The organism is Streptomyces sp. NPDC054849 (assembly GCF_053610945.1).
In genome coordinates, this window is the sequence record NZ_JBSGZI010000016.1 from 43,560 (window position 1) to 62,930 (window position 19,371).

Annotated in this window: 15 protein-coding genes; 8 read left to right on the plus strand and 7 right to left on the minus strand. The window is 74.7% G+C overall.

Annotated features, from left to right (window positions below):
- Positions 1–32 precede the first annotated feature (32 nt).
- The 5 genes from ACWGIF_RS10225 to ACWGIF_RS10245 all read right to left on the minus strand — a co-directional run bounded on the left by ACWGIF_RS10225 (position 33) and on the right by ACWGIF_RS10245 (position 5,529).
- Entirely contained in the window at positions 33–1,148 is a 1,116-nt protein-coding gene (locus ACWGIF_RS10225; protein WP_453493900.1) for a DegT/DnrJ/EryC1/StrS family aminotransferase, read from the minus strand.
- Positions 1,145–2,065: a NeuD/PglB/VioB family sugar acetyltransferase gene (locus ACWGIF_RS10230; protein ID WP_453493903.1), complete on the minus strand. Its 921-nt coding sequence runs from the start codon at positions 2,063–2,065 to the stop codon at positions 1,145–1,147. The genes ACWGIF_RS10225 and ACWGIF_RS10230 overlap by 4 nt, the downstream gene beginning before the upstream one ends.
- Positions 2,062–3,321, minus strand: a complete 1,260-nt coding sequence (locus ACWGIF_RS10235; RefSeq protein ID WP_453493906.1) for a DegT/DnrJ/EryC1/StrS family aminotransferase — start codon at positions 3,319–3,321, stop codon at positions 2,062–2,064. Before ACWGIF_RS10235 ends, ACWGIF_RS10230 begins: the two co-directional genes overlap by 4 nt.
- Positions 3,318–4,310: an NAD-dependent epimerase/dehydratase family protein gene (locus ACWGIF_RS10240; protein WP_453493909.1), complete on the minus strand. Its 993-nt coding sequence runs from the start codon at positions 4,308–4,310 to the stop codon at positions 3,318–3,320. Before ACWGIF_RS10240 ends, ACWGIF_RS10235 begins: the two co-directional genes overlap by 4 nt.
- 130 nt (positions 4,311–4,440) lie before the next feature.
- Positions 4,441–5,529, minus strand: a complete 1,089-nt coding sequence (locus ACWGIF_RS10245; protein ID WP_453493912.1) for a Gfo/Idh/MocA family protein — start codon at positions 5,527–5,529, stop codon at positions 4,441–4,443.
- 326 nt (positions 5,530–5,855) lie between these two features.
- Between ACWGIF_RS10245 and ACWGIF_RS10250 the strand changes: the two genes are divergently transcribed.
- From ACWGIF_RS10250 to ACWGIF_RS10270, 5 genes are all read left to right on the plus strand, one after another.
- Positions 5,856–6,773 carry a glycosyltransferase gene (locus ACWGIF_RS10250; RefSeq protein WP_453493915.1) on the plus strand — a complete coding sequence of 306 codons (918 nt, stop codon included), beginning with the start codon at positions 5,856–5,858 and terminating at the stop codon, positions 6,771–6,773.
- 113 nt (positions 6,774–6,886) lie between these two features.
- On the plus strand, positions 6,887–8,203 hold the full coding sequence (locus ACWGIF_RS10255; RefSeq protein ID WP_453493918.1) for an MFS transporter: 1,317 nt from the start codon (positions 6,887–6,889) through the stop codon (positions 8,201–8,203).
- An 8-nt stretch (positions 8,204–8,211) separates the two neighbouring features.
- A complete protein-coding gene (locus tag ACWGIF_RS10260; RefSeq protein WP_453493921.1) occupies positions 8,212–9,225 on the plus strand; it encodes a TolB family protein in 1,014 nt (337 codons plus the stop codon).
- Positions 9,226–9,533: 308 nt separating this feature from the next.
- On the plus strand, positions 9,534–11,039 hold the full coding sequence (locus ACWGIF_RS10265) for an SDR family oxidoreductase (protein ID WP_453493924.1): 1,506 nt from the start codon (positions 9,534–9,536) through the stop codon (positions 11,037–11,039).
- A 263-nt stretch (positions 11,040–11,302) separates the two neighbouring features.
- Positions 11,303–12,679, plus strand: a complete 1,377-nt coding sequence (locus ACWGIF_RS10270) for a cryptochrome/photolyase family protein (RefSeq protein WP_453493927.1) — start codon at positions 11,303–11,305, stop codon at positions 12,677–12,679.
- Here the strand turns inward: ACWGIF_RS10270 and ACWGIF_RS10275 are convergent.
- On the minus strand, positions 12,670–13,722 hold the full coding sequence (locus tag ACWGIF_RS10275; protein ID WP_453493930.1) for a MerR family transcriptional regulator: 1,053 nt from the start codon (positions 13,720–13,722) through the stop codon (positions 12,670–12,672). The two genes, ACWGIF_RS10270 and ACWGIF_RS10275, sit on opposite strands and share 10 nt — an antisense overlap.
- A gap of 136 nt (positions 13,723–13,858) precedes the next feature.
- Here ACWGIF_RS10275 and ACWGIF_RS10280 point away from each other — a divergent pair, with 136 nt between their 5' ends.
- The gene (locus ACWGIF_RS10280) at positions 13,859–14,512 is read left to right on the plus strand and encodes a sigma-70 family RNA polymerase sigma factor (protein WP_453493933.1); all 654 of its coding nucleotides are present in this window, start codon (positions 13,859–13,861) and stop codon (positions 14,510–14,512) included.
- A 51-nt stretch (positions 14,513–14,563) separates the two neighbouring features.
- Here the strand turns inward: ACWGIF_RS10280 and ACWGIF_RS10285 are convergent, their stop codons facing one another.
- Positions 14,564–16,165, minus strand: coding sequence for a TROVE domain-containing protein (locus ACWGIF_RS10285; RefSeq protein WP_453493936.1), 1,602 nt, complete (start codon positions 16,163–16,165; stop codon positions 14,564–14,566).
- 446 nt (positions 16,166–16,611) lie between these two features.
- Here ACWGIF_RS10285 and ACWGIF_RS10290 point away from each other — a divergent pair, with 446 nt between their 5' ends.
- Positions 16,612–17,274, plus strand: coding sequence for a maltokinase N-terminal cap-like domain-containing protein (locus ACWGIF_RS10290; protein WP_453493939.1), 663 nt, complete (start codon positions 16,612–16,614; stop codon positions 17,272–17,274).
- Positions 17,275–17,491: 217 nt separating this feature from the next.
- A complete protein-coding gene (locus ACWGIF_RS10295; protein WP_453493942.1) occupies positions 17,492–19,327 on the plus strand; it encodes an enoyl-CoA hydratase-related protein in 1,836 nt (611 codons plus the stop codon).
- Positions 19,328–19,371 lie beyond the last annotated feature (44 nt).

Here is a 19,371-nt window from a genome sequence, read left to right on the forward strand (position 1 = left end):
GGACCTCATCGTTCTACGTCAGCACGCGGGGGTCAGCGCAGGGCGCCGGAGAGCGCGTCCACGACCTGCTGCTGCTGGGCAGCGGTGATCTGCGGAAAGAGGGGGAGGGAGAGCATCCGGTCGGCGGCCTGCTCGGCGTGGGGGAAGTCGCCGCGGCCGTGGCCGAGGTGCCCGAACGCCGGGGTGAGGTGGACCGGGACCGGGTAGTGCACGCCCGCGCCGATGCCCTCCGCGTTGAGCTTGCCGACGACGGCGTCGCGGTCCGCTCCGGCGACCCGTACGACGTACAGATGCCACACGTGGACGTTGCCCGGCGTCGTGACCGGGAGGGTGACCCGCCCGGCGGCCGCGAGCCCGCCCAGCAGGGCGTCGTACCGTGCGGCGGCGGCCCGGCGGGCGGCGTTCCCCTCCGCCAGCCGGGCCAGCTTCGCCCGCAGGACCACGGCCTGCAGACCGTCCAGCCGGCTGTTGAAACCGGCCACGTCGTGCCGGTACTTGGCGACGCCGCCGTGGTTGGCCAGCGCCCGGACCAGGTCGGCCCTCTCCTCGTCGTCGGTCACCACCGCGCCCGCGTCGCCGTAGGCGCCCAGGTTCTTGCCCGGGTAGAAGCTGGTGGCGGCGATCCCCCCGCTGCCGGGGGAGCGGCCGTCCCGGGTCGCGCCCTGGCTCTGCGCGGCGTCCTCGACGACCTTGACGTGCGCCGGCAGCCCGGCGGTGAGCTCCGCGGTGGCGGCGCACTGCCCGTACAGGTGGACCGGGACCACCGCGCGGGTGGCCCTGCCGACCGCCTCCAGTGCCGCCCTCGGGTCCATCAGCAGGGTGTCGGGGAGGCAGTCGACCAGCACCGGCCGGGCGCCGATCCGGGCGACGGCGCCCGCGGTGGCGATGAAGGTGTTGGCGGGCAGCACCACCTCGTGGCCGACGCCGACTCCGCTCGCGCGCAGGGCCAGTTCGAGGGCGTCGGTGCCGTTGGCGACGCCCACGCAGTGCCCGACCCCCGCGAAGCCGGCGTACTCGCGCTCGAACGCACGGACCTCCGCACCGCCGATGAAGGCGGTGTCGGCGAGCACACGGTCGAAGCCGGCCCGTAATTCCCCGGCGACCTCGGCGTGCGCCGCCTTCAGGTCGACGAGCGGTATCTGGTTCATGCGACTGGGCTCCCCATCCGTGTCTCCGGCCGCCGGCCGGTTCCGATCCCGTCACTGCCGTCCGGCCCGCCGGGTGACGCCGCTCCGGGGTGCGGAGCCGATGCGCCGGGTGACGCCGCTCCGGGGTGCGGAGCCGATGCGCCGGGTGACGCCGGTCCGGGGTGCGGAGCCGGGTCCGGCTGCCGCTCGTCCCACTCCGTCGCCGCCGCATGCAGTTCACCCAGCGCCGGCGTGTCCGCCGCACGCAGCCGGCGGGCCGGGCTCCCCGCCCACACCTCGCCGGCCGGCACGTCGGCGAGGACGGTGCTGCCCATGCCGGTCAGCGACCAGGCGCCGATCCGCACGGACTCGCGCACCAGGGCCCCCGCCCCCACGTACGCACCGCGTTCCACCCGCACCCCGCCGCCGAGGCGCACCCCGGAGGCCAGCGTCGCGAAGTCGCCGACCTCGTCGTCGTGCGTGAGGACGGTGTGCGGCATCACTGCCACGTGCGCGCCGACCCGGACGGCGGCGGTCAGCACGCAGTGCGCGAGCAGCACCGAGCCCGCGCCGACGACCGAGGACCCTGACACCACCGCCGTGGGGTGGACCACCGTCGCGTAGCGGGCGGCGGGGAGCCCGAGGCGTCGCACCAGGCGGGCCCGTACGGCGTAATCGCGCGGACTGCCCACGCAGACCACCACCCGGGCGGCCGGGAGCGCGTGCACCCGGTCGCAACCGCCCAGTACCGGCACCCCGTCGACGTCCAGGCCGTGCAGGGCCGGATCGTCGTCGAGGTGGCCTGCGAGCCGCCAGCCCGGGCGGCCCCGCGCCACGTCCGCGGCGGCCGCGTCCCGGACCGCCTGGGCGGTCTCCCGCGCGAACCCGCCGGCGCCGACGATCAGCAGATCACCGGTCCGGGGCGGCGGCCCGCTCATCCGCCGGCCTGTTCGCGGAGCACCGCCACCACCCGGTTTTGCTCCTCCTGCGTCATGGTGTGGAACAGCGGCAGGATCAGGGAGTCGCGGCTGATCCGCTCGGTCACCGGCAGCGGCGCCGCGCCGTGACCCGCGTACGCCGGCTCCAGGTGCGAGGCCATGATCCCTCGCCGGGCCGAGATCCCGGCCTCGGAGAGCGCCACGAGCAGCTCGTCCCGGCCGACCGGGAAGTCCTCGGCCAGCAGCACCCAGTACGACTGGAAGTTGCCCTGGCCGTGACCGGGATCCCGGACCGGGCGCAGGCCGGGCACCTCGCCCAGCAGCTGCGCGTACCGGGCGGCCAGCGCCCGCCGCCGCGTCACGATCTCGTCCAGCCTGCCGAGCTGCACCAGGCCGACCGCGGCCTGGATGTCGGTCATCCGGTAGTTGTAGCCGACTTCCAGGTAGCTCTCGGCGATCGGCTTGCTGCTCGCGTGCCGCTGTGCGGCCGACACGTTCATGCCGTGCTCGCGCAGTCGGCGCAGCCGCTCCGCCCACTGCGCGTCGTCCGTGGTCAGCATGCCGCCCTCGCCGGTGGTGATCACCTTGCGGGGGTGGAAGGACCAGGCGGCGAGGAGTGCGCCGTGGCCCACCGACTTGCCTCCCACGGTCGCGCCGATGCCGCAGGCGGCGTCCTCCACGAGGGCGACGTCCCAGTCGGCGCAGGCCGCGCGCAGCGCGTGCACGTCCGCGGGCACCCCGCCCTGGTGGACGGCGAGCACCGCCTTCGTCCGGGGCGTGCGGACCGCGTCCACGGTGGCCGGGGTCAGGTTGCCGGTGACCTCCTCGACGTCCGCGAACACCGGCCGCGCGCCCACGTAGCGCACCGCGTTGGCGGTGGCGATGAACGACAGCGAGGGGACGATCACCTCGTCGTCCGGACCGAGGTCCAGGGTGATGAGGGCCAGGTGCAGGGCGGTGGTGCACGAACTCACCGCGATGGCGTGTTCGGCGCCCACCCGCTCGGCGAAGGCCCGTTCGAACGCGGCGACCCGGGGGCCCTGGGCGACCCAGCCGGACAGCACCGCGTCAGCGGCGGCCTTCGCCTCCTCCTCGCCCAGCCACGGCACCATCACCGGGATCCGGGCCGGCGCCGCGTCCGTGTCCGCGTCCGCGTCCGGGGCGTGGGCGGCCGGCGCGTGGTCGGGGGCGTCCGGCGCGTGGTCGGAGGCGTGGTCGCCCGGCGTGTGGTCGGGTGCGCGGTCGGGGCCGCTCATCGACCCGCCCCGGAGGCCGCGTCGGCGGCGCGCTCGGCCCGCCACCAGTCCACCAGGTCGCGCAGCCCGCTGCGCAGGTCGATCTCCGCGGTGAAGCCGAGGCGCGCCGAGGCCCCCGAGGTGTCCGCGAGCCGGCGGGTCACCCCGTTCACGGCGCGGGCCGGCCCGTGCTCCGGCACCAGGCCGTCCGCGCCCATCGCCTCCAGCAGGCCGAGCGCGAGGTCGAGCAGACTGGTCTCGGTCCCGCTCGCCACGTTGAAGACCTCGTCGGTCAGGTCCGACTCGGCGGCCAGCAGATTGGCCCGCGCGATGTCCCTGACGTGGACGAAGTCCATGGTCTGGGTGCCGTCGCCGAGGATCAGCGGCGGCTCGCCCGCGGCGATCCTCTCCATCCAGCGGATCAGCACCTCGGTGTAGAGCCCGTGGATGTCCATCCGGGGGCCGTACACGTTGAAGTAGCGCAGCGCGACGTAGTCCAGCCCGTACATGGAGTGGAAGCTGCGCAGCATCCCCTCGTTGAAGGCCTTCGCCGCCCCGTAGAACGTGTCGTTGTTGTACGGGTGGTGGCGCTCGGTGGTCGGGAAGGTCTCGGCGAGCCCGTAGACCGAGGCCGAGGACGAGGCGATCACCTTGCCCACCCCGGCGGAGGCCGCGGCCTCCAGCACGTTGAACGTGCCGTCCACCATCACCTCGTTCGCCAGCCGCGGCTCCTCCGCGCACTGAGTGATCCGGATGGCGGCGAGGTGGAACACCAGCTCGGCGCCCTCCGTGGCCTTGCGCACCGCCGTCACGTCGCGGATGTCGCCCTCGACGACGTCCACCACGCCGCTCGGCAGGGCGCGGGCCAGGTTGGCGGTCCGCCCCCGCACGAAGTTGTCGAGCACCACGATCTCGCGTGCCCCGTGGTCCACCAGCAGGTCCACCAGGTGCGAGCCGATGGTGCCCGCTCCGCCGGTGACCAGAATCCTCTTGCCTCGTACGCTGCTCAACGCCCTGCCCCCACTGAATCGGTCGTGGTCCTGCGTGTGAAACGGCTCGTGAACGGCCTGCGAAGGGTCTGCGAACGGCCTGCGGAACAGGCTGCTGCGCAAGCGGCCCGCCGCTGTGACCGGTGAACGGTCAGCGTCCGGTGCGCAGTCCGACGACCGCGCCACGGAACTCCAGGCTCCGGGAGGCCGCTTCCAGGATGTCCAGCACCTTCAGGCCGGCCCGGCCGTCGGTCAGCGCCGGCCGCCCCGTGCTGATCGCGGCGGCGAACTCCTCGACCATGCTGCGCAGGGCTTCCTTCTCGCCGATCGCGGGCGCCACCATGTCGCCGGTCCGGTAGGAGACGAGCATGTCGCGGCGTTCGTCCACTCCGATCTCCTGAGGGGTGCTCAGCTCCACCCCCCGGTCGAACACCGCGACGCGCTGCGAGGGATTGAGGTCGTCCCACACGAGGGTCCGCTTGGAGCCGCCGACCATGGTGGTGCGCACCTTCGTCGGGGACAGCCAGTTGACGTGCACGTGCGCGATGGCGCCGGTGCTCAGCTGGAGCGTCAGATAGGCCACGCAGGACTGCCCGGCCCCGATCGGATCGGCTCCGTGCGCGGCCACCGCGACGGGCCGGACGTGGTCCGGGAGGATGAAGTCGAGGACCGAGAGGTCGTGGGGGGCCAGGTCCCACAGGACGTCGACGTCCTTCTGGACGAGCCCCAGGTTGATCCGTACCGAGTCCACGAAGTGGATCTCGCCGAGTTCGCCGGAGCGGACCATCTCGCGGATGCGGCCCACCGCCGGGGTGTAGCAGTACGTGTGGTCGCACATCAGGGTGAGGCCGCGGTCCTCGGCCTCGGTCACCAGCCGCAGCCCGTCCTCGTACGTGGCGGCCAGCGGCTTCTCCACGAGGACGTGCTTGCCGGCGCGCAGGGCGGCCAGTGCCACGTCGAGGTGCGTGCCCGCCGGAGTGGCCACGGCGACCGCGTCGACGGCCGGGTCTGCGAGGACGGCAGCGTAGTCCGAGGTCGCCTGGACCGTGGAGTACCCGCCGAGTACCTGCCGGGCCCGGTCCACGTTCAGGTCGCAGAGCCACCGCAGCCGGAACTGCGGACTGGACTGGAAGTTGCGGACGAGGTTGGGACCCCAGTAGCCCGCGCCGACCACGGCGACACCTAACGGCTCCGCCCGCCCCGCGTCCTTCACGCCGTCCTTCACAGTACTGGGCCTCACAGCGTTCCCCTTCCTTCCGCGCACGCCGCCCGGCGTGCCGGCAACTCGTCGCCGGGACGCGTGAGATGGAAGGGAAAGCCGTCGGCGGCAAGCCGGACGCCTGCGCGACCCGTGCAAGACCTGCTCAACGGTGATGGCCCCCCACAACCGATGCTCTGCGTGATCCGGGTACTGCCCCCCGGCCGGCTGCGTGTTCCCCCAGGCAGCCGAGCCCGTACCGCGTGCCGAATTCGGTCGGCGCCGCTCAATCTAGTCCACCGGGCCTACCCCCGGGCCGAGTTGACGGAATCACCTGGAGCGGGTGTTCGACGGTGCATACTGCCCGGGTGACCAGCATCGTGATACCGGCCCACAACGAGGGCCGGGTCATCGGCCGGCTCCTCGACGCGCTCCTGGCCGACACCCCGGAGTCCGGACCCGACATCGTCGTGGTGTGCAACGGCTGTACGGACGACACCGCCGAGGTGGCGGGCGCGCGGGGCCCCCGCGTACGCGTGGTGGAGATCCCGACTCCCTCCAAACACACGGCGCTTCGGGTCGGCGACGAGCACGCGCGGGGCTTCCCCCGGCTGTACGTGGACGCCGACGTCGTCGTCGGCGCCGCGGACGTACGGGCCCTGGTCGGCGCCCTCACCGGGAGCCCGCAGCTGCTGGCCGCCGCCCCCGGCCGGGACATCCCGCTGGCCGGCTGCGCATGGCCGGTCCGGGCGTACTACCGGGTGTGGCAGCGGCTCCCGGCCGTCCGCGAGGGCCTGTTCGGCCGCGGCGTCATCGCGGTGTCCGAGCCGGGGCACGCGCGGATCGCCGCGCTGCCCCCGCTGATGGCCGACGACCTGGCCGCGTCCCTGGCCTTCGGGCCGGGGGAGCGGCGCGTGGTCGAGGCGGCCAGGGTCGTGGTCCATCCCCCGCGCACCTGGGCCGACCTCGTCAGGCGGCGGATCCGCGCCGCGACCTCCTCGGCGGAGTTCGAGCGCTTCCAGGCCTCACAGCGGGCCGCCGCGCCGACGCCGGTGCCGGTGCCGGTGCATACGCAGACGCCGTCGCCGGAACAGTCGCCCGCCGCGCCGTCCGCACGCACCGGGACGGCCGATCTGCGCGCCCTGCTGCGGGAGCGGCCGCAACTGCTCCCCGGGGTGCTGGTGTTCGTCGTTGCCGCGCTCGCCGCCCGCCGCGGAGCCCGGAAGGCCATCCGCAGCCAGGACTACTCCACCTGGCTGCGGGACGAGAGCAGCCGGCAGGGGTGAGCGGGGCGTTGCGGCCGACCATGGCCGTACGCCCCACCGTTGGCCCGTACAACCACTAGGGTTCCACTCGCACGTTCGAGTGACTCAGACCGTCGGCATCGGGAGCTCAGAGCATGTACCTCGCGGACCGCTCCGCGCCCGCGGGTGCGCAGACCGCGCCGGACGGGGGAGGACCCGGCCGGGCGGTCACGGTCGCCCCGGTCGTCCTCGCACTCGGCGCCGTCAGTCTGATCACCGACGTCTCCTCCGAGATGGTCACCGCCGTCCTTCCCCTGTACCTGATCGCGGGGCTGGGCCTGAGCCCCCTCGGCTTCGGCGCGCTCGACGGCGTCTACAACGGGGTCAGCGCGCTGGTGCAGCTGACCGGTGGCCACATCGCCGACCGGGTCCGCAACCACAAGCTGATCGCCGGCCTCGGCTACGGCCTGTCCGCCCTCTGCAAGCCGCTGCTGCTGCTCGCCCACAGCCTGGGCCCCATCAGCGTGATCCTCGCGCTGGAACGCACCGGCAAGGGCCTGCGCACCGCACCGCGCGATGCGCTCATCTCGCTGTCCACACCGGCCGGGTTACAGGGCCGCGCCTTCGGTGTGCACCGGGCCATGGACACCACAGGGGCGCTGCTCGGCCCGCTCGCCGCCTTCCTCATCCTGAGCGTGGCGGTCGACGGGTACGACGCCGTCTTCGGCGTCAGCGCCTGCATCGCCGTGCTCGGCGTCGTGGTGCTCATGCTCTTCGTCCCGTCCGGCGGCGGTGACATCCGGCCCCGGCCGGCCGGAGCCGCCGCCGGCCCGCAGCGCCCGGACCCCGTACGGATGCGCGACGCACTGGATCTGCTGCGCCTGCCCCGGCTGCGCGCCCTGGCGCTCTGCGCCGTCCTGTTGGGCCTCACCACCGTCAGCGACGCCTTCGTATACTTGCTGCTGCAGCGCCGCACCGGGATCGGCGAGCAGTGGTTCCCACTCCTTCCCCTGGGCACCGCCGCCGTGTTCCTGCTGCTGGCCGTACCCGCCGGGGCCCTCGCCGACCGGATCGGGCGGCGGACCGTGTTCCTCACCGGGCACGCGCTCCTGCTGGCCGGCTACGGGCTGCTGTTGTGGGCCCCCGACTGGCCGACGCTGCCCTTCCTCGTCCTCGCCCTGCACGGCATGTTCTACGCCGCCACCGACGGCGTGCTGCCCGCCGCCGTCGCCGCCACCGTCCCCGGCCGGCTGCGCGCCACCGGCCTGGCCCTGGTCGGCACCGGCCAGGCGCTGGCCCGCTTCTGCTGCTCGCTGGCCTTCGGCGGGGCGTGGACGCTCTGGGGCACCGGCCCGGCCCTCGCCGCCGCCGCGGCCGGGCTGCTGTGCTGCGCGGCCGTCGCAGGCTTCGTCCTGCGTCCGGCGGCCCCGGACGACACCTCCCCCCTCCGCGACCCGACCCGAACCCCGTGAGGAACACGATGACGCTGTCACGCCGCCTGCTCGTCCTCGCGGTGGCGGTGCTGCTGCTTGCGGGCCTCGCCGCCGCGTTCATCCTGCACGCCGCCTCCCGCGCCGACCGGCCGCAGGCGGGGGGCCCGGCAGTCGCCGCGGGTACGGTCACGCTCGCCCGGCCCGACGCCCTGGCCTTCCTCGACAGCGGGCAGGGCCCGCACCGCGGAACCCTCGCCACCGTCCCCGCCGATGCTCCCGACGCGGCGCGCACCGCCTCCGAGCTCGGCTGCCGGCGCTTCCACGCCGCGGCGGGCACCGGCGTGTGCCTGCGTTCGACGCCGGGCGCGCTCGCCCAGGACAACAAGGCCCTGATCGTCGACGCCGAGCTGCGCACGCTCCGCAGCTTCCCCCTCGCGGGCACGCCCAGCCGGGCCCGCGTCTCGCCCAGCGGCCGCTTCGCCGCCTGGACCGTCTTCGTCTCCGGCGAGTCCTACGGGGCCGCGTTCTTCTCCACCCGTACCGCGATCCTGGACACCCGTACCTGGAGGCTCGACGCCAACCTGGAGGAGTTCGCCATCTCCATGGACGGCCGGGACTACCGCGCCCAGGACGTGAACTTCTGGGGCGTCACCTTCACCAAGGACGACGACACCTTCTACGCCACGCTCTCCACCGCCGGCCAGACGCATCTGGTGAAGGGCTCGGTCTCCCGGCGGTCCGTCACCACCCTTGCGCACAACGTCGAATGCCCGTCCCTGTCCCCGGACGGGACGCGCATCGCGTACAAGAAGCGGGTCCGGGCCGGGGCCTCGCTGTGGCGCGAGCACGTCATGGACCTGGGGACGCTGCGCGACCACGCGCTCGCGGAGAAGCGCAGCGTGGACGACCAGGCCCTCTGGCTCGACGACCGCACGCTCGCCTACGGCCTGCCCACCGACGGCGCCCCCGACAGCACGGACCTGTGGACCGTGCCCGCCGACGGAACCGGCGCCCCGCGGCTGCTGGCCCGGGGCGCCTCCTCCCCGGCCCGCCTCGGCTGACGGGAGGGCGCGCGGGGGAGGAGGCCGTGCCCCGCCTCCCGGTCAACCCTGGTCAGCCGGAGCTCCTCGGCGCAGACGGTCTCCGTCGTCCGCTCGGTGGACGGATGCACGGCCCCCCTCGCTCGTGGCCTTCCTCCGCACGTCGGGGAACACGATCAGCAGCCGGATCCCGTCGAAGGCGCGCCCGTCCGCTGCATCCGATCGGCCCGGCCGCCCGGAAAGATGGCGGGGAACCACTCCCGATCGACGGCGAGCGCGGCGCGGACCCGTCCCCTCCCCCTGCCGCGACGGCGGAACGGAGCAACTCCATGACGGACGTACAGGGGCGCGAAGCCCCTGATTCGCTGTGCCTGGTCACCGGCGCCACCGGCTACATCGGCGGCCGGCTCGTCCCCGATCTGATCGCCGCGGGACACCGGGTGCGCTGCCTCGCACGCACCCCGGCGAAACTGCGGGACCACCCGTGGGCGGAACAGGCGGAGATCGTCCGCGGGGACGTCACCGACGCCGCGTCGCTCGCCGACGCCCTGCGGGGCGTCCACGTCGCCTACTACCTCGTGCACGCCCTGGGCAGCGGACACGACTTCGAGGACACCGACCGCCGAGCCGCGCGGACCTTCGCCGAGCAGGCCCGCGCCGCCGGTGTCCGCCGCATCGTCTACCTGGGCGGCCTCACCCCGCGCGGCGTCCCCGACCGGGACCTCTCGCCCCATCTGCGCTCCCGCGCCGAGGTCGGCCGCATCCTCCTGGACTCCGGGGTGCCCACCACCGTGCTGCGCGCCGCGGTCGTCATCGGCTCCGGCTCGGCCTCCTTCGAGATGCTCCGCTACCTGACCGAGCGCCTGCCGGTGATGGTCACCCCGAGCTGGGTGCGCACCCGGATCCAGCCCATCGCCGTCCGGGACGTGCTGCGCTACCTCGTCGGCAGCGCCCGCATGCCCGACCACGTCAGCCGCGCGTTCGACATCGGCGGTCCCGACGTCCTCACGTACCGCGACATGATGCTCCGCTACGCCTCCGTCGCCGGGCTGCCCCGGCGGATCATCTTCCCCGTGCCGGTCCTCACCCCGCGCCTGTCCAGCCACTGGGTCGGCCTGGTCACCCCGGTGCCGCGGTCCATCGCCCGTCCGCTCGCGGAGTCCCTCAGGTACGAGGTCGTGTGCGACGAGCACGACATCGCGGCATGGGTGCCCGATCCGCCCGGCGCCCCCATCGGCTTCGACAAGGCGCTCTCGCTCGCCCTTCAGCGGGTCCGCGATGCCCGGGTCACCACCCGCTGGTCCTCGGCCTCCCTGCCGGGAGCGCCGAGCGACCCGCTGCCCACCGACCCCGAATGGGCCGGAGGCAGTCTCTACACCGACGTGCGCGAGCGCACCGTCGACGCGTCACCGCAGGCCCTGTGGCGGGTCGTGGAGGGCATCGGCGGCGAGAACGGCTGGTACTCCTTCCCACTCGCCTGGGCCGCCCGCGGCTGGCTCGACCGGCTCGTCGGCGGCGTCGGGCTGCGCCGGGGAAGGCGCGACGCCCACCATCTGCGGATCGGCGACTCGCTGGACTTCTGGCGGGTGGAGGAGATCGAGCGCGGCCGGCTGCTGAGGCTCCGGGCGGAGATGCGGCTGCCCGGCCTCGCCTGGCTGGAGATGTACGCCGAGCGCGACGAGGAGGGGCGGACGCGGTACCGGCAGCGGGCGCTGTTCCATCCGCACGGCCTGGCCGGTCACGCGTACTGGTGGAGCGTCTCGCCGTTCCACGCCGTGGTCTTCGGCGGCATGGCCCGCACCATCGCGCGCACGGCGGAGGCGGCAGACGGGTGACCGTCGCGCGTGACGCGTGAACGGACAGGCCCGTGACGGGTCACGGGTGACGGGTGACGGGTGACGGGTGACGGGTGACGGGTGAGAGGGGACCCGTGCCACGGGACCCGCGCCACGGGATCCGTGCCAGGTGACCCGTGACCGGCCACCGGCTGCATCCGCCGGGGCCGCGACCGCCGAATGACAGTGCAAGGTCAGCGCAGCGACCACCGGGCGGCGGCGCGTCGAGCAGCCGTCCGGTGCCAACGCCAGGAGCGGTACCCATGAACGTCTCGGTCGTCCTGTTCACCTCGGACCTCCGCGTCCACGACCATCCGCCGCTGCGCGCCGCGCTGGGCCGGCACAACGAGGTCGTCCCGCTCTTCGTACGGGATCCGGCCGTGGAGCGCGTGGGCTTCGCCGCGCCGAACCGGCTCGCCTTCCTCGCCGACTGCCTCGCCGGTCTCGACGCCGGGCTGCGCGAGCGCGGCGGCCGGCTCGTGGTGCGCTCGGGGGACCCCGTCGCCGAAGTGTGCGCCGTCGTGCGGGAGGCCGACGCCGACGAGGTGCACATGGCAGCCGGCTGCAGCGCCTTCGCCCTGCGCCGCGAGGCGCGTCTGCGGCAGGCCCTGGAGGCCGACGGGCGACGCCTGTACGTCCACGACGGTGTCGTCACCGCCCTGCCGCCCGGCGCCGTGACACCGGCCGGATCCGACCACTTCGCCGTCTTCACCCCGTACTTCCGGCGCTGGTCGGACGAGCGGCTGCGTGATCCGCTCGCGGCGCCGCGCGAGGTCCGGGTGCCCCGCGCGATCCGCTCCGAGCCCTTCCCGTCCCGCGCGGCCGTCCCGTCCGTCTCCGCGGGCCTGGCCACCGGGGGCGAGGAGGAGGGCCGCAAGCGGCTGACGGACTGGCTGCACCGGTCCGCCGACGCGTACGAGGAAGGGCACGACGACCTCGCCGGCGACGCCACCTCGCGCCTCTCGCCGTACTTCCACTTCGGCGCGGTCTCGGCGGCCGAGGCCGTACGCCGGGCACGGTCCCGGGGCGGAGCGGGCTCCGAGGCCTTCGTACGGCAGCTCTGCTGGCGCGACTTCCACCACCAGATGCTCGCCGCACGCCCGTGGGCCGCCGTCCTGGACTACCGCACCCGGGCCGACCGCTGGCGGCGCGGCGAGGCGGCCGAGGCCGACCTGCAGGCATGGAAGGAGGGCCGCACCGGGTACCCGGTCGTGGACGCGGCGATGCGCCAGCTCGCCCACGAGGGCTGGATGCCGGGCCGCGGCCGGCTGATCGCCGCCTCCTTCCTGGTCAAGACGCTGTACATCGACTGGCGCGCCGGAGCCCGGCACTTCCTCGACCTGCTGGTCGACGGCGACGTCGCCGACAACCAGCTCAACTGGCAGTGGATCGCGGGCACCGGCGCCGACACCCGCCCCAACCGGGTCCTCAATCCGGTGCTCCAGGGCAGGCGGTACGACCCCGACGGCGTGTACGTACGGCGATGGGTGCCGGAACTCGCCGGGCTCGCAGGCCCCGCGGTCCACGAGCCGTGGAAGCCGCCCGGCCTCGACCGGTCCCGGTACGCCCCCTATCCGGACCGCCTGGTCGACCTCACCGAGGGACTGGCCCGCTTCCGGCAGGCCCGCGGTCAGGACTGAGGCGGGACCTCGGGCGCGGCGGGCCCGGCGCCGGCCGCGGCCGCGTCGCAGAGTCCGTACAGGAGGGTCCGGGCCTCCCGCAGCCCGCCGGGGCGCAGCATCCCCGGGCCGGGGGCGTGACCGGCCCAGCCGGGTCCCGCCAGCAGCACGGGCGTACGGGTCCGGGCGCCCCTGACGCCCCACGCGGTGTCGGCGACGTGCCGGGCCAGCGGGTGGTGGGCGGTGGAGCGGGCCTGGGACCACAGCACGACCGCGGCGGGGCCGGTGCGGCGCACGGCCTGGTCGAGGGCCTCGGGCGGCACGGCCGCCCCGAACATGCGGGCCGGCAGGCCGATTTCGGCGAGCCCGGTGGCGAGCGCCTCCAGCGGGAGCGTGTGCTGCTCGCCCGGCACGCACGCGAGCAGGACCGGGGGCGTGCCCGTCCGGGCCCCCGAGGGCGACGGGACGGCTCCGCGGCGCAGCGCGGTCGAGACGTGCCAGGAGAGCAGGTGCTCGACCTCGATGTACCGGTCGCCCGAGGTCTCCCACTTGCGCCCCACGGCGTGCAGCGCCGGCACCATCACCTGCTCCCAGGCGGTGACCAGGCCGTAGCGCGCGATCAGCGAGCCCAGGATGTCGTCCATGGCCGGGGAGTCGAGGCGGACGGCGGCCCGGCCCAGCCCCCGGTACTCCTGGCGCACGTCGCCGGGGTGGAGGCCGTTCCGAGGTCCCGGTCCCGGTCCCGTCCCCGGTCGCGGTTCCGGTCCCGGCGGGGGAGCCGGGCGCAGGGGCGGCTCCGGCCCGGCGGGCGGCGCGGACACCGCCCCGGCCCGGGCGGCCCGTGCGGCACGCGCGGCCTCCGCGGGCGGCACCCCGGCGGCGGTCAGCCGGCACATCTCCTGCAGGACGGAGATGTCCCCGGGGGTCCACCGCCGGTGCCGGCCGGGCTCGCGCGCGGCCGGGCCGATGCCGTAGCGCCGGTCCCAGGAACGCAGTGTCGTAGGGGCGACCCCCAGCCGGCGGGCCACGGCACCGCTGGTGCTCCCGTGTACGGACTCGGCCATGACTCCACGATACGACGCACAATCGGTGCGAGTGGTGGCGAAGCCCGCGTCGGCCGGAATCTGGACGCGCCCCCGGGCAGGGGGTGCACCCGTCCGCCGACCGGCCGATCCGGTCCCGGCCCGAGGAGCAGTCGCCATGACCGCACAGACCGTGACCGCCGCCCCCCTCACCGCACCCTCCGTCACCCCGGAGAGCGGCGCGGCCCGGAGCGTCACCGCCCGGCTTCCCGACCACGAGGTCGCCAGGGGCTTCGTACGCGGAGACGAGCGGTGCCTGGCCGCCGCCTACCACCGCTGGGGCGGCCTCGTCCACACGTTGGCGGCCCGCACCCTCGGGGACTCCAAGGAGGCCGAGGACGTCAGTCAGCAGGTCTTCCTGGCCGCATGGCGGGGCCGTGCCGGGTACCGGCCGGAGCGCGGACCGTTCCCCGGCTGGCTGGTCGGCATCACCCGGCGCAAGACCGCCGACGCGCTCTCCGCACGCACCCGCCGGCTCGATCTGGCCGCCGCGGCCGCCGCGGCCCTGCCTCCCGTGGGCGAGTCGGAGGCGGGCCCCCAGGCCGTCCTGGACCGGCTGCTCGTCACCGGCGAACTGGCGAAGCTGCCCCGCGTACAGCGGGAGGTACTGGCCCTGGCCTTCTACGGGGACCTCACCCAGGCCCAGATCGCCGAACGCACCGGACTGCCGCTCGGCACCGTGAAGAGCCACGCCCGCCGGGGCCTGCACCGCATGCGCCGCCACCTCGCCGCCGACCCGGGCCGGCCTGGCGGGTACGCGGCCGTCCGCTGAACCCGACGCACCGACGACGCAAGCACGCGAGTGGCACGCACTCCCCCCGCCCTAGGGGGAGTCGGCGGTCCACGGCCAGGCGGCCCGGCGGCGGCCGGCCTCGATGAGACCGACCATCCGGAACGCGGCGTCCGTGAGGCCGCCGAAGGTGTGCCGGTGGGGGCCCGTGGGGGCGTGGGCCGGTTGGTACCCCGCCAGGTTCCAGGTGTAGACCGGGACCTCGGCCGGTACCGGTTCTGCCGGCCCGCCGCGGCGATGGTCTGCGGCCTGCTCGTCGGTGACGATCACGACGCGGTCGTGCCCCTTGTAGTGCGTGCGCACCGCATGCGTGGTCTGTGTGCCCCCGAGACGGTGGAACCGTTTCAGCACCTCGAGCACCGGTTCCCCCACCCGGAACGGCACGACTGCGCTGGACCAGCCGAACTCCACCAGGTCCGCCTGCTCCGCCCGCATCGCCAGCGCGGCACCGAATACGGCGGCCGCGTCCGCCCGGGTCAGCCTGGACCGTTCGGAGACGTTGTCCCAGAACATGGAGTCGGACCGGTCCACCAGGACCAGCGTCCGGCCGGGCAGGGCCGGTACGTTGGCCAGGGAGTGCCCCAGAGCCCGCTCCAGCGGCTCCGCCCAGCGCGGCGACGGCGCGTGTCGGTGGGCGGCCAGGTAGCGGAAGGGGAACTGCCGGGACCCGGCGACCTCGCCGGCGTCCGAGATCCGTTCGGCGACCCGGGCCGCCACCTCGTCCGAGACCCCCGCCTCGTCGAAGTTCCGCAGGTTCCGCAGGAGCGCCATCGCAGCCATCGAGGGGATCACGGCCTCCCAGACGGCTGCGTCCATGGGCCCCTGCAGCCAGCCCGCCAGAGCCTCCCAGGTCATGCCCGCCGCGGCCAGCCGCTCGGCGCCCCCCGGTCCGGTCACCACGGCCCGCCGCTCGTCCACCGGGAGCTCCATCAGCGCCCGGTGCGCGCTCAGCAGCCGGTCGCAGGCCGGCGCGACCGCCCGCTCCGGGTGGTGGCGGCGGTCCAGGGCGTGCCGGAAGAGCGCGCCCTGCCAGGGCTTGTCCGGGTGGGGGGAGGCGTGCACCACGTTGAGCACGTCACCGAAGCGGAAGTTCTTGGACGGGGTGTCGTACTTCAGGAGCGACCGGGAGGAGTACAGCCGGCGTACGGCGTCGGCGATGCCCCGCTTCACGGGCTGCGGCACGTTCCGCCCGTACACCGAGGTCCAGAAGGCGAGCAGTTCTCCGGGCTCGTCGGCGCGCTGGAGGACGGAGTCGATCACGGACCGGTTGGACGGGCCTTCGGAGGGGCCGTCGCACGACGCTGCCCCGAGCCGCGCCCGGACGTACGCGGCGGCGCCCACCAGGGACGCCGTGCGCATGTTGCCCTCGCCGCGAAGCCAGCGCAGCAGGCCGGCCGTCCAAACGGGGTCCTCGACGGCGAGTTCACCCACGAGGCGGGCGTACCGGTCGTCGCGCCCCGGGCCGCTCTCGTAAAAGGTCCGCTGAGAGACGAAGTTGCCGACGGCCAGCAGGAAGAGCTCCTCCCGCGGCTCCCGGACGAAGGCCCGGCCGCCTTCGTAGGTGCGGGAGGCCCGGGCAGGCGGAGAAGTGGTGGACCCCCGGTGCGGACGGGGTACGGGCGGCCGCCGAGACATGCGGGGCCACGAGCATCTCGGACCAGACTTTGGAGACGCGCTGGGTGTAGCGAGGCAGTGAATCCCCCCGGATCCAAAGGAACGGACAGCCCCGGCCGCTCTGTTCGAACGGGGGCGGGGTGAAGCGACCGCGCCTCCCGAGATCAAAGAGGCGGCGGCGTCACTTGGTTGTCAGAAGGAAGTAGCCGCAGCCGGGCGCATCGGGGGCGCGGTCGCTCCGTCACCCTAAGCAGGTCACCGGAGCGCACACCAGTGAATTACCGCCGCCTCGGCGTGGCCCGCGCCGCCTGTGCGGGGACCCGGCGGCGTACGGCCCCACCACACTGCATGCCGTCCCGGACGGAGCCCTGGCCTCGATCGACGCCGGGCAGTTGGCAGTCTGCCGGCGCCGCGCCGGTGAAAGGGTGTGAGGGCCCGCATTCTCCCGAGGGAAGAGGTTCGCCCGCATGGCCGTCATCCACCGCACCACCCTCACACCGACCAAGCTGGATCTGCTCACCTCCTGGCTCCCCTCCCGGCCGTGGTATCGCGGCGGGGCGGGCGAACCCGCGTTGGTCAAGTCCGGAGGCTTCCGGCTGGACGACCCGCAGGGGGAGGTGGGAATCGAGTTCATCGTGGTCACCGACACCTCCCGCCCCCTCCCGACCGCCTACCTGGCGCCGCTCACCTATCGCGGTGCCCCGCTCGACGGGGCGGAGCACGCACTCGTCGGCACCATGGAGCACGGGGTGCTGGGGCGGCGCTGGGCCTACGACGCCTGTCACGACCCGGTGGCGGTCGCCCAGCTGCTCGCCCTGATCGAGGGCCGCGTCCGGGCCCAGGACCAGAACACCAGCGACACCGCCGACCGGGACGTCACCTCCTCCCACCTCGGTGAAGGCCCGACCTCCGCGGACCGCGCCACGACCACCACTGCCACCGACGACCGGGAGGGCACCGCACTGGCCGTCCCGCCCGGCGCAACCCTCCGTCTGCACCGAGTCCTGCGTGCCGCCCAGGACGGCCCGCCGCTCGTCCCGCAGGGAGCGGCCGGCCACGTCTGCGGCGTCTGGAGCCTGCCGGACGGCGCCCGGGCCCGGGGCCTGTTCGCCGTCCTGCACACGTCCTAGCCGTGTGCCGGCTTCGGCCGTGATCCGAACGGCGCGCCCTGTCAGGGCCGAGCGGGCGCCGTAAGGGGCGCTTTCGAGTGACATCGCCGCGCAGCTTCGCACGTGGACGTCCCCGCGTGGCCGACCATCTCAGGCGGCCGGTCATGTTCCGGTCACGGACTGCCGATCAGGCCGGGCACCGCGCTCGCGCGGTGCCAGGCCGCCGCTGGGAGATCACGTGTACGTCCTGCTCGTCGCGAGCGCGTTCAACAGCCTCACACAGCGAGTCCACGCCGAGCTGCGCGACCACGGCCACCGCGTGGCGGTCGAACTCGCGCTGCCACACGCCTCCTTGGCCGAAGCCGTGCGCGGTCACCAACCGGACCTCGTGATCGCGCCGATGCTGCGCACGGCCATCCCCGAGGAGGTGTGGGCCGCCCACACCTGCCTGGTCGTCCACCCGGGACCGGTCGGCGACCGCGGTCCCTCCTCCCTCGACCGGGCCATCCAGGACGGCGAGACCCGGTGGGGCGTCACGGTCCTGCAGGCCAACGCCGAGATGGACGCCGGCGACGTCTGGGCCACCGTCGAGTGCCCGGTGCCGGCGGTCGGCAAGAGCGACCTCTACCGCGGCGAGATCGCCGACGCGGCCCTGGAGGCGGTCCTGCTCGCCGTGGACCGCTTCGCGTCCGGTACGTACGTCCCGCGGCCGCAGTCCGGCGGCCGGTCCCGGCCGCTGATGCGCCAGCAGGAACGCCGGATCGACTGGGAGGCGGACGGCACCGAGAGGGTCCTGCGCGCACTGCGCGCCGCCGATTCGCAGCCCGGCGTACGGGACGACCTGCTCGGCGGCGAGTGGTACCTGCACGGAGGCCACCGCGAGGACCACCTGCGCGGCCGCCCCGGCGAGCTGCTGGCCACCCGGGCCGGGGCGGTCTGCCGGGCCACGGCCGACGGCGCCGTCTGGATCCCTGAAGTGCGCGCCCGCCGCGAGCCGGGACGTCCGGGCGCCCCCAGGCTGCCGGCGACGCTGGCGCTCGCGGACCGGCTGCCTCCGCTTCCCGAGGTCCCGGCGCCGCCGCACAGCGGCCCCCACCGCCGCACCTGGTCCGACATCGGCTACCGCGAGGAGGGGCCGGTCGGATTCCTGTCGTTCTCCTTCCCCGGCGGCGCGATGAGCACCGCCCACTGCCGCCGCCTGCTGGACGCGTACCGGACCGCCTGCACCCGCCCCACCTCCGTCCTGGTCCTGGGCGGCGGGCGCGACTTCTTCTCCAACGGCATCCACCTGGGCGTGATCGAAGCCGCCGCGGACCCCGCCGAGGAGTCCTGGGCCAACATCAACGCCATGGACGACCTCGTCGAGGCGGTCCTGACCACCACCGACCGCCTGGTGGTCTGCGCGCTGGGCGGCAACGCCGCCGCCGGAGGGGCCATGCTCGCCCTCGCGGCCGACGAGGTCTGGTGCCGCTCGGGCGTCGTCCTGAACCCGCACTACCGGCTGATGGGGCTGTACGGCTCCGAGTACTGGACGTACACCCTGCCGCGCCGCGTCGGACCCGGCCTCGCGGACCGCCTCACCGCCGAGGCCCTGCCGCTGAGCGCCGCCACCGCGCAGGGACTCGGGCTGGTCGACCGTACGGTGCCCTGCGCGCCCGACGACTTCACCCGCGAGACGGGGCACCTCGCGGCCCGTCTCGCCGCCCTGCCCGCCACCGCGTCCCGGATCGCCGCGAAGAAGGCGGCGCGCGAGCGCGACGAGGCGCACCGGCCGCTGGCCGCGTACCGGGAGGCCGAGCTGGCCCTGATGCGGCGGACCTTCTTCGACCCGGGCGCCCCCTACCACGCCCTGCGCCGCGCCTTCGTGCACAAGGAGCGTCCGGCCGCCACCCCGCCCCACCTCGCCCGCGCCACGACGGACCGGGTTCCCGCGGCCACCACCGGGACCCCTGGGACCACCGCGACCACCGCGACCGTCACCGCGGGCGCCGCCCCCGGCGCCACCCCCGTCCGGCCGCGTGGTGTCACTGGACTGGCCGCATCTGACGCGGCGCCCGGCCCGGACTGCTGTTAGCAAGAAGGGTGGGGAAGGCACGCCGCCCTCCCCCACCCCCCTCC

Bases quoted from the DNA above. Each gene is read 5' to 3' on its own strand.
- ACWGIF_RS10285 (WP_453493936.1), bottom strand. From the start codon at position 16,165: ATGTCTCGGCGGCCGCCCGTACCCCGTCCGCACCGGGGGTCCACCACT.
- ACWGIF_RS10290 (WP_453493939.1), top strand. From the start codon at position 16,612: ATGGCCGTCATCCACCGCACCACCCTCACACCGACCAAGCTGGATCTG.
- ACWGIF_RS10260 (WP_453493921.1), top strand. From the start codon at position 8,212: ATGACGCTGTCACGCCGCCTGCTCGTCCTCGCGGTGGCGGTGCTGCTG.
- ACWGIF_RS10265 (WP_453493924.1), top strand. From the start codon at position 9,534: ATGACGGACGTACAGGGGCGCGAAGCCCCTGATTCGCTGTGCCTGGTC.
- ACWGIF_RS10270 (WP_453493927.1), top strand. From the start codon at position 11,303: ATGAACGTCTCGGTCGTCCTGTTCACCTCGGACCTCCGCGTCCACGAC.
- ACWGIF_RS10280 (WP_453493933.1), top strand. From the start codon at position 13,859: ATGACCGCACAGACCGTGACCGCCGCCCCCCTCACCGCACCCTCCGTC.
- ACWGIF_RS10230 (WP_453493903.1), bottom strand. From the start codon at position 2,065: ATGAGCGGGCCGCCGCCCCGGACCGGTGATCTGCTGATCGTCGGCGCC.
- ACWGIF_RS10225 (WP_453493900.1), bottom strand. From the start codon at position 1,148: ATGAACCAGATACCGCTCGTCGACCTGAAGGCGGCGCACGCCGAGGTC.
- ACWGIF_RS10275 (WP_453493930.1), bottom strand. From the start codon at position 13,722: ATGGCCGAGTCCGTACACGGGAGCACCAGCGGTGCCGTGGCCCGCCGG.
- ACWGIF_RS10235 (WP_453493906.1), bottom strand. From the start codon at position 3,321: ATGAGCGGCCCCGACCGCGCACCCGACCACACGCCGGGCGACCACGCC.
- ACWGIF_RS10255 (WP_453493918.1), top strand. From the start codon at position 6,887: ATGTACCTCGCGGACCGCTCCGCGCCCGCGGGTGCGCAGACCGCGCCG.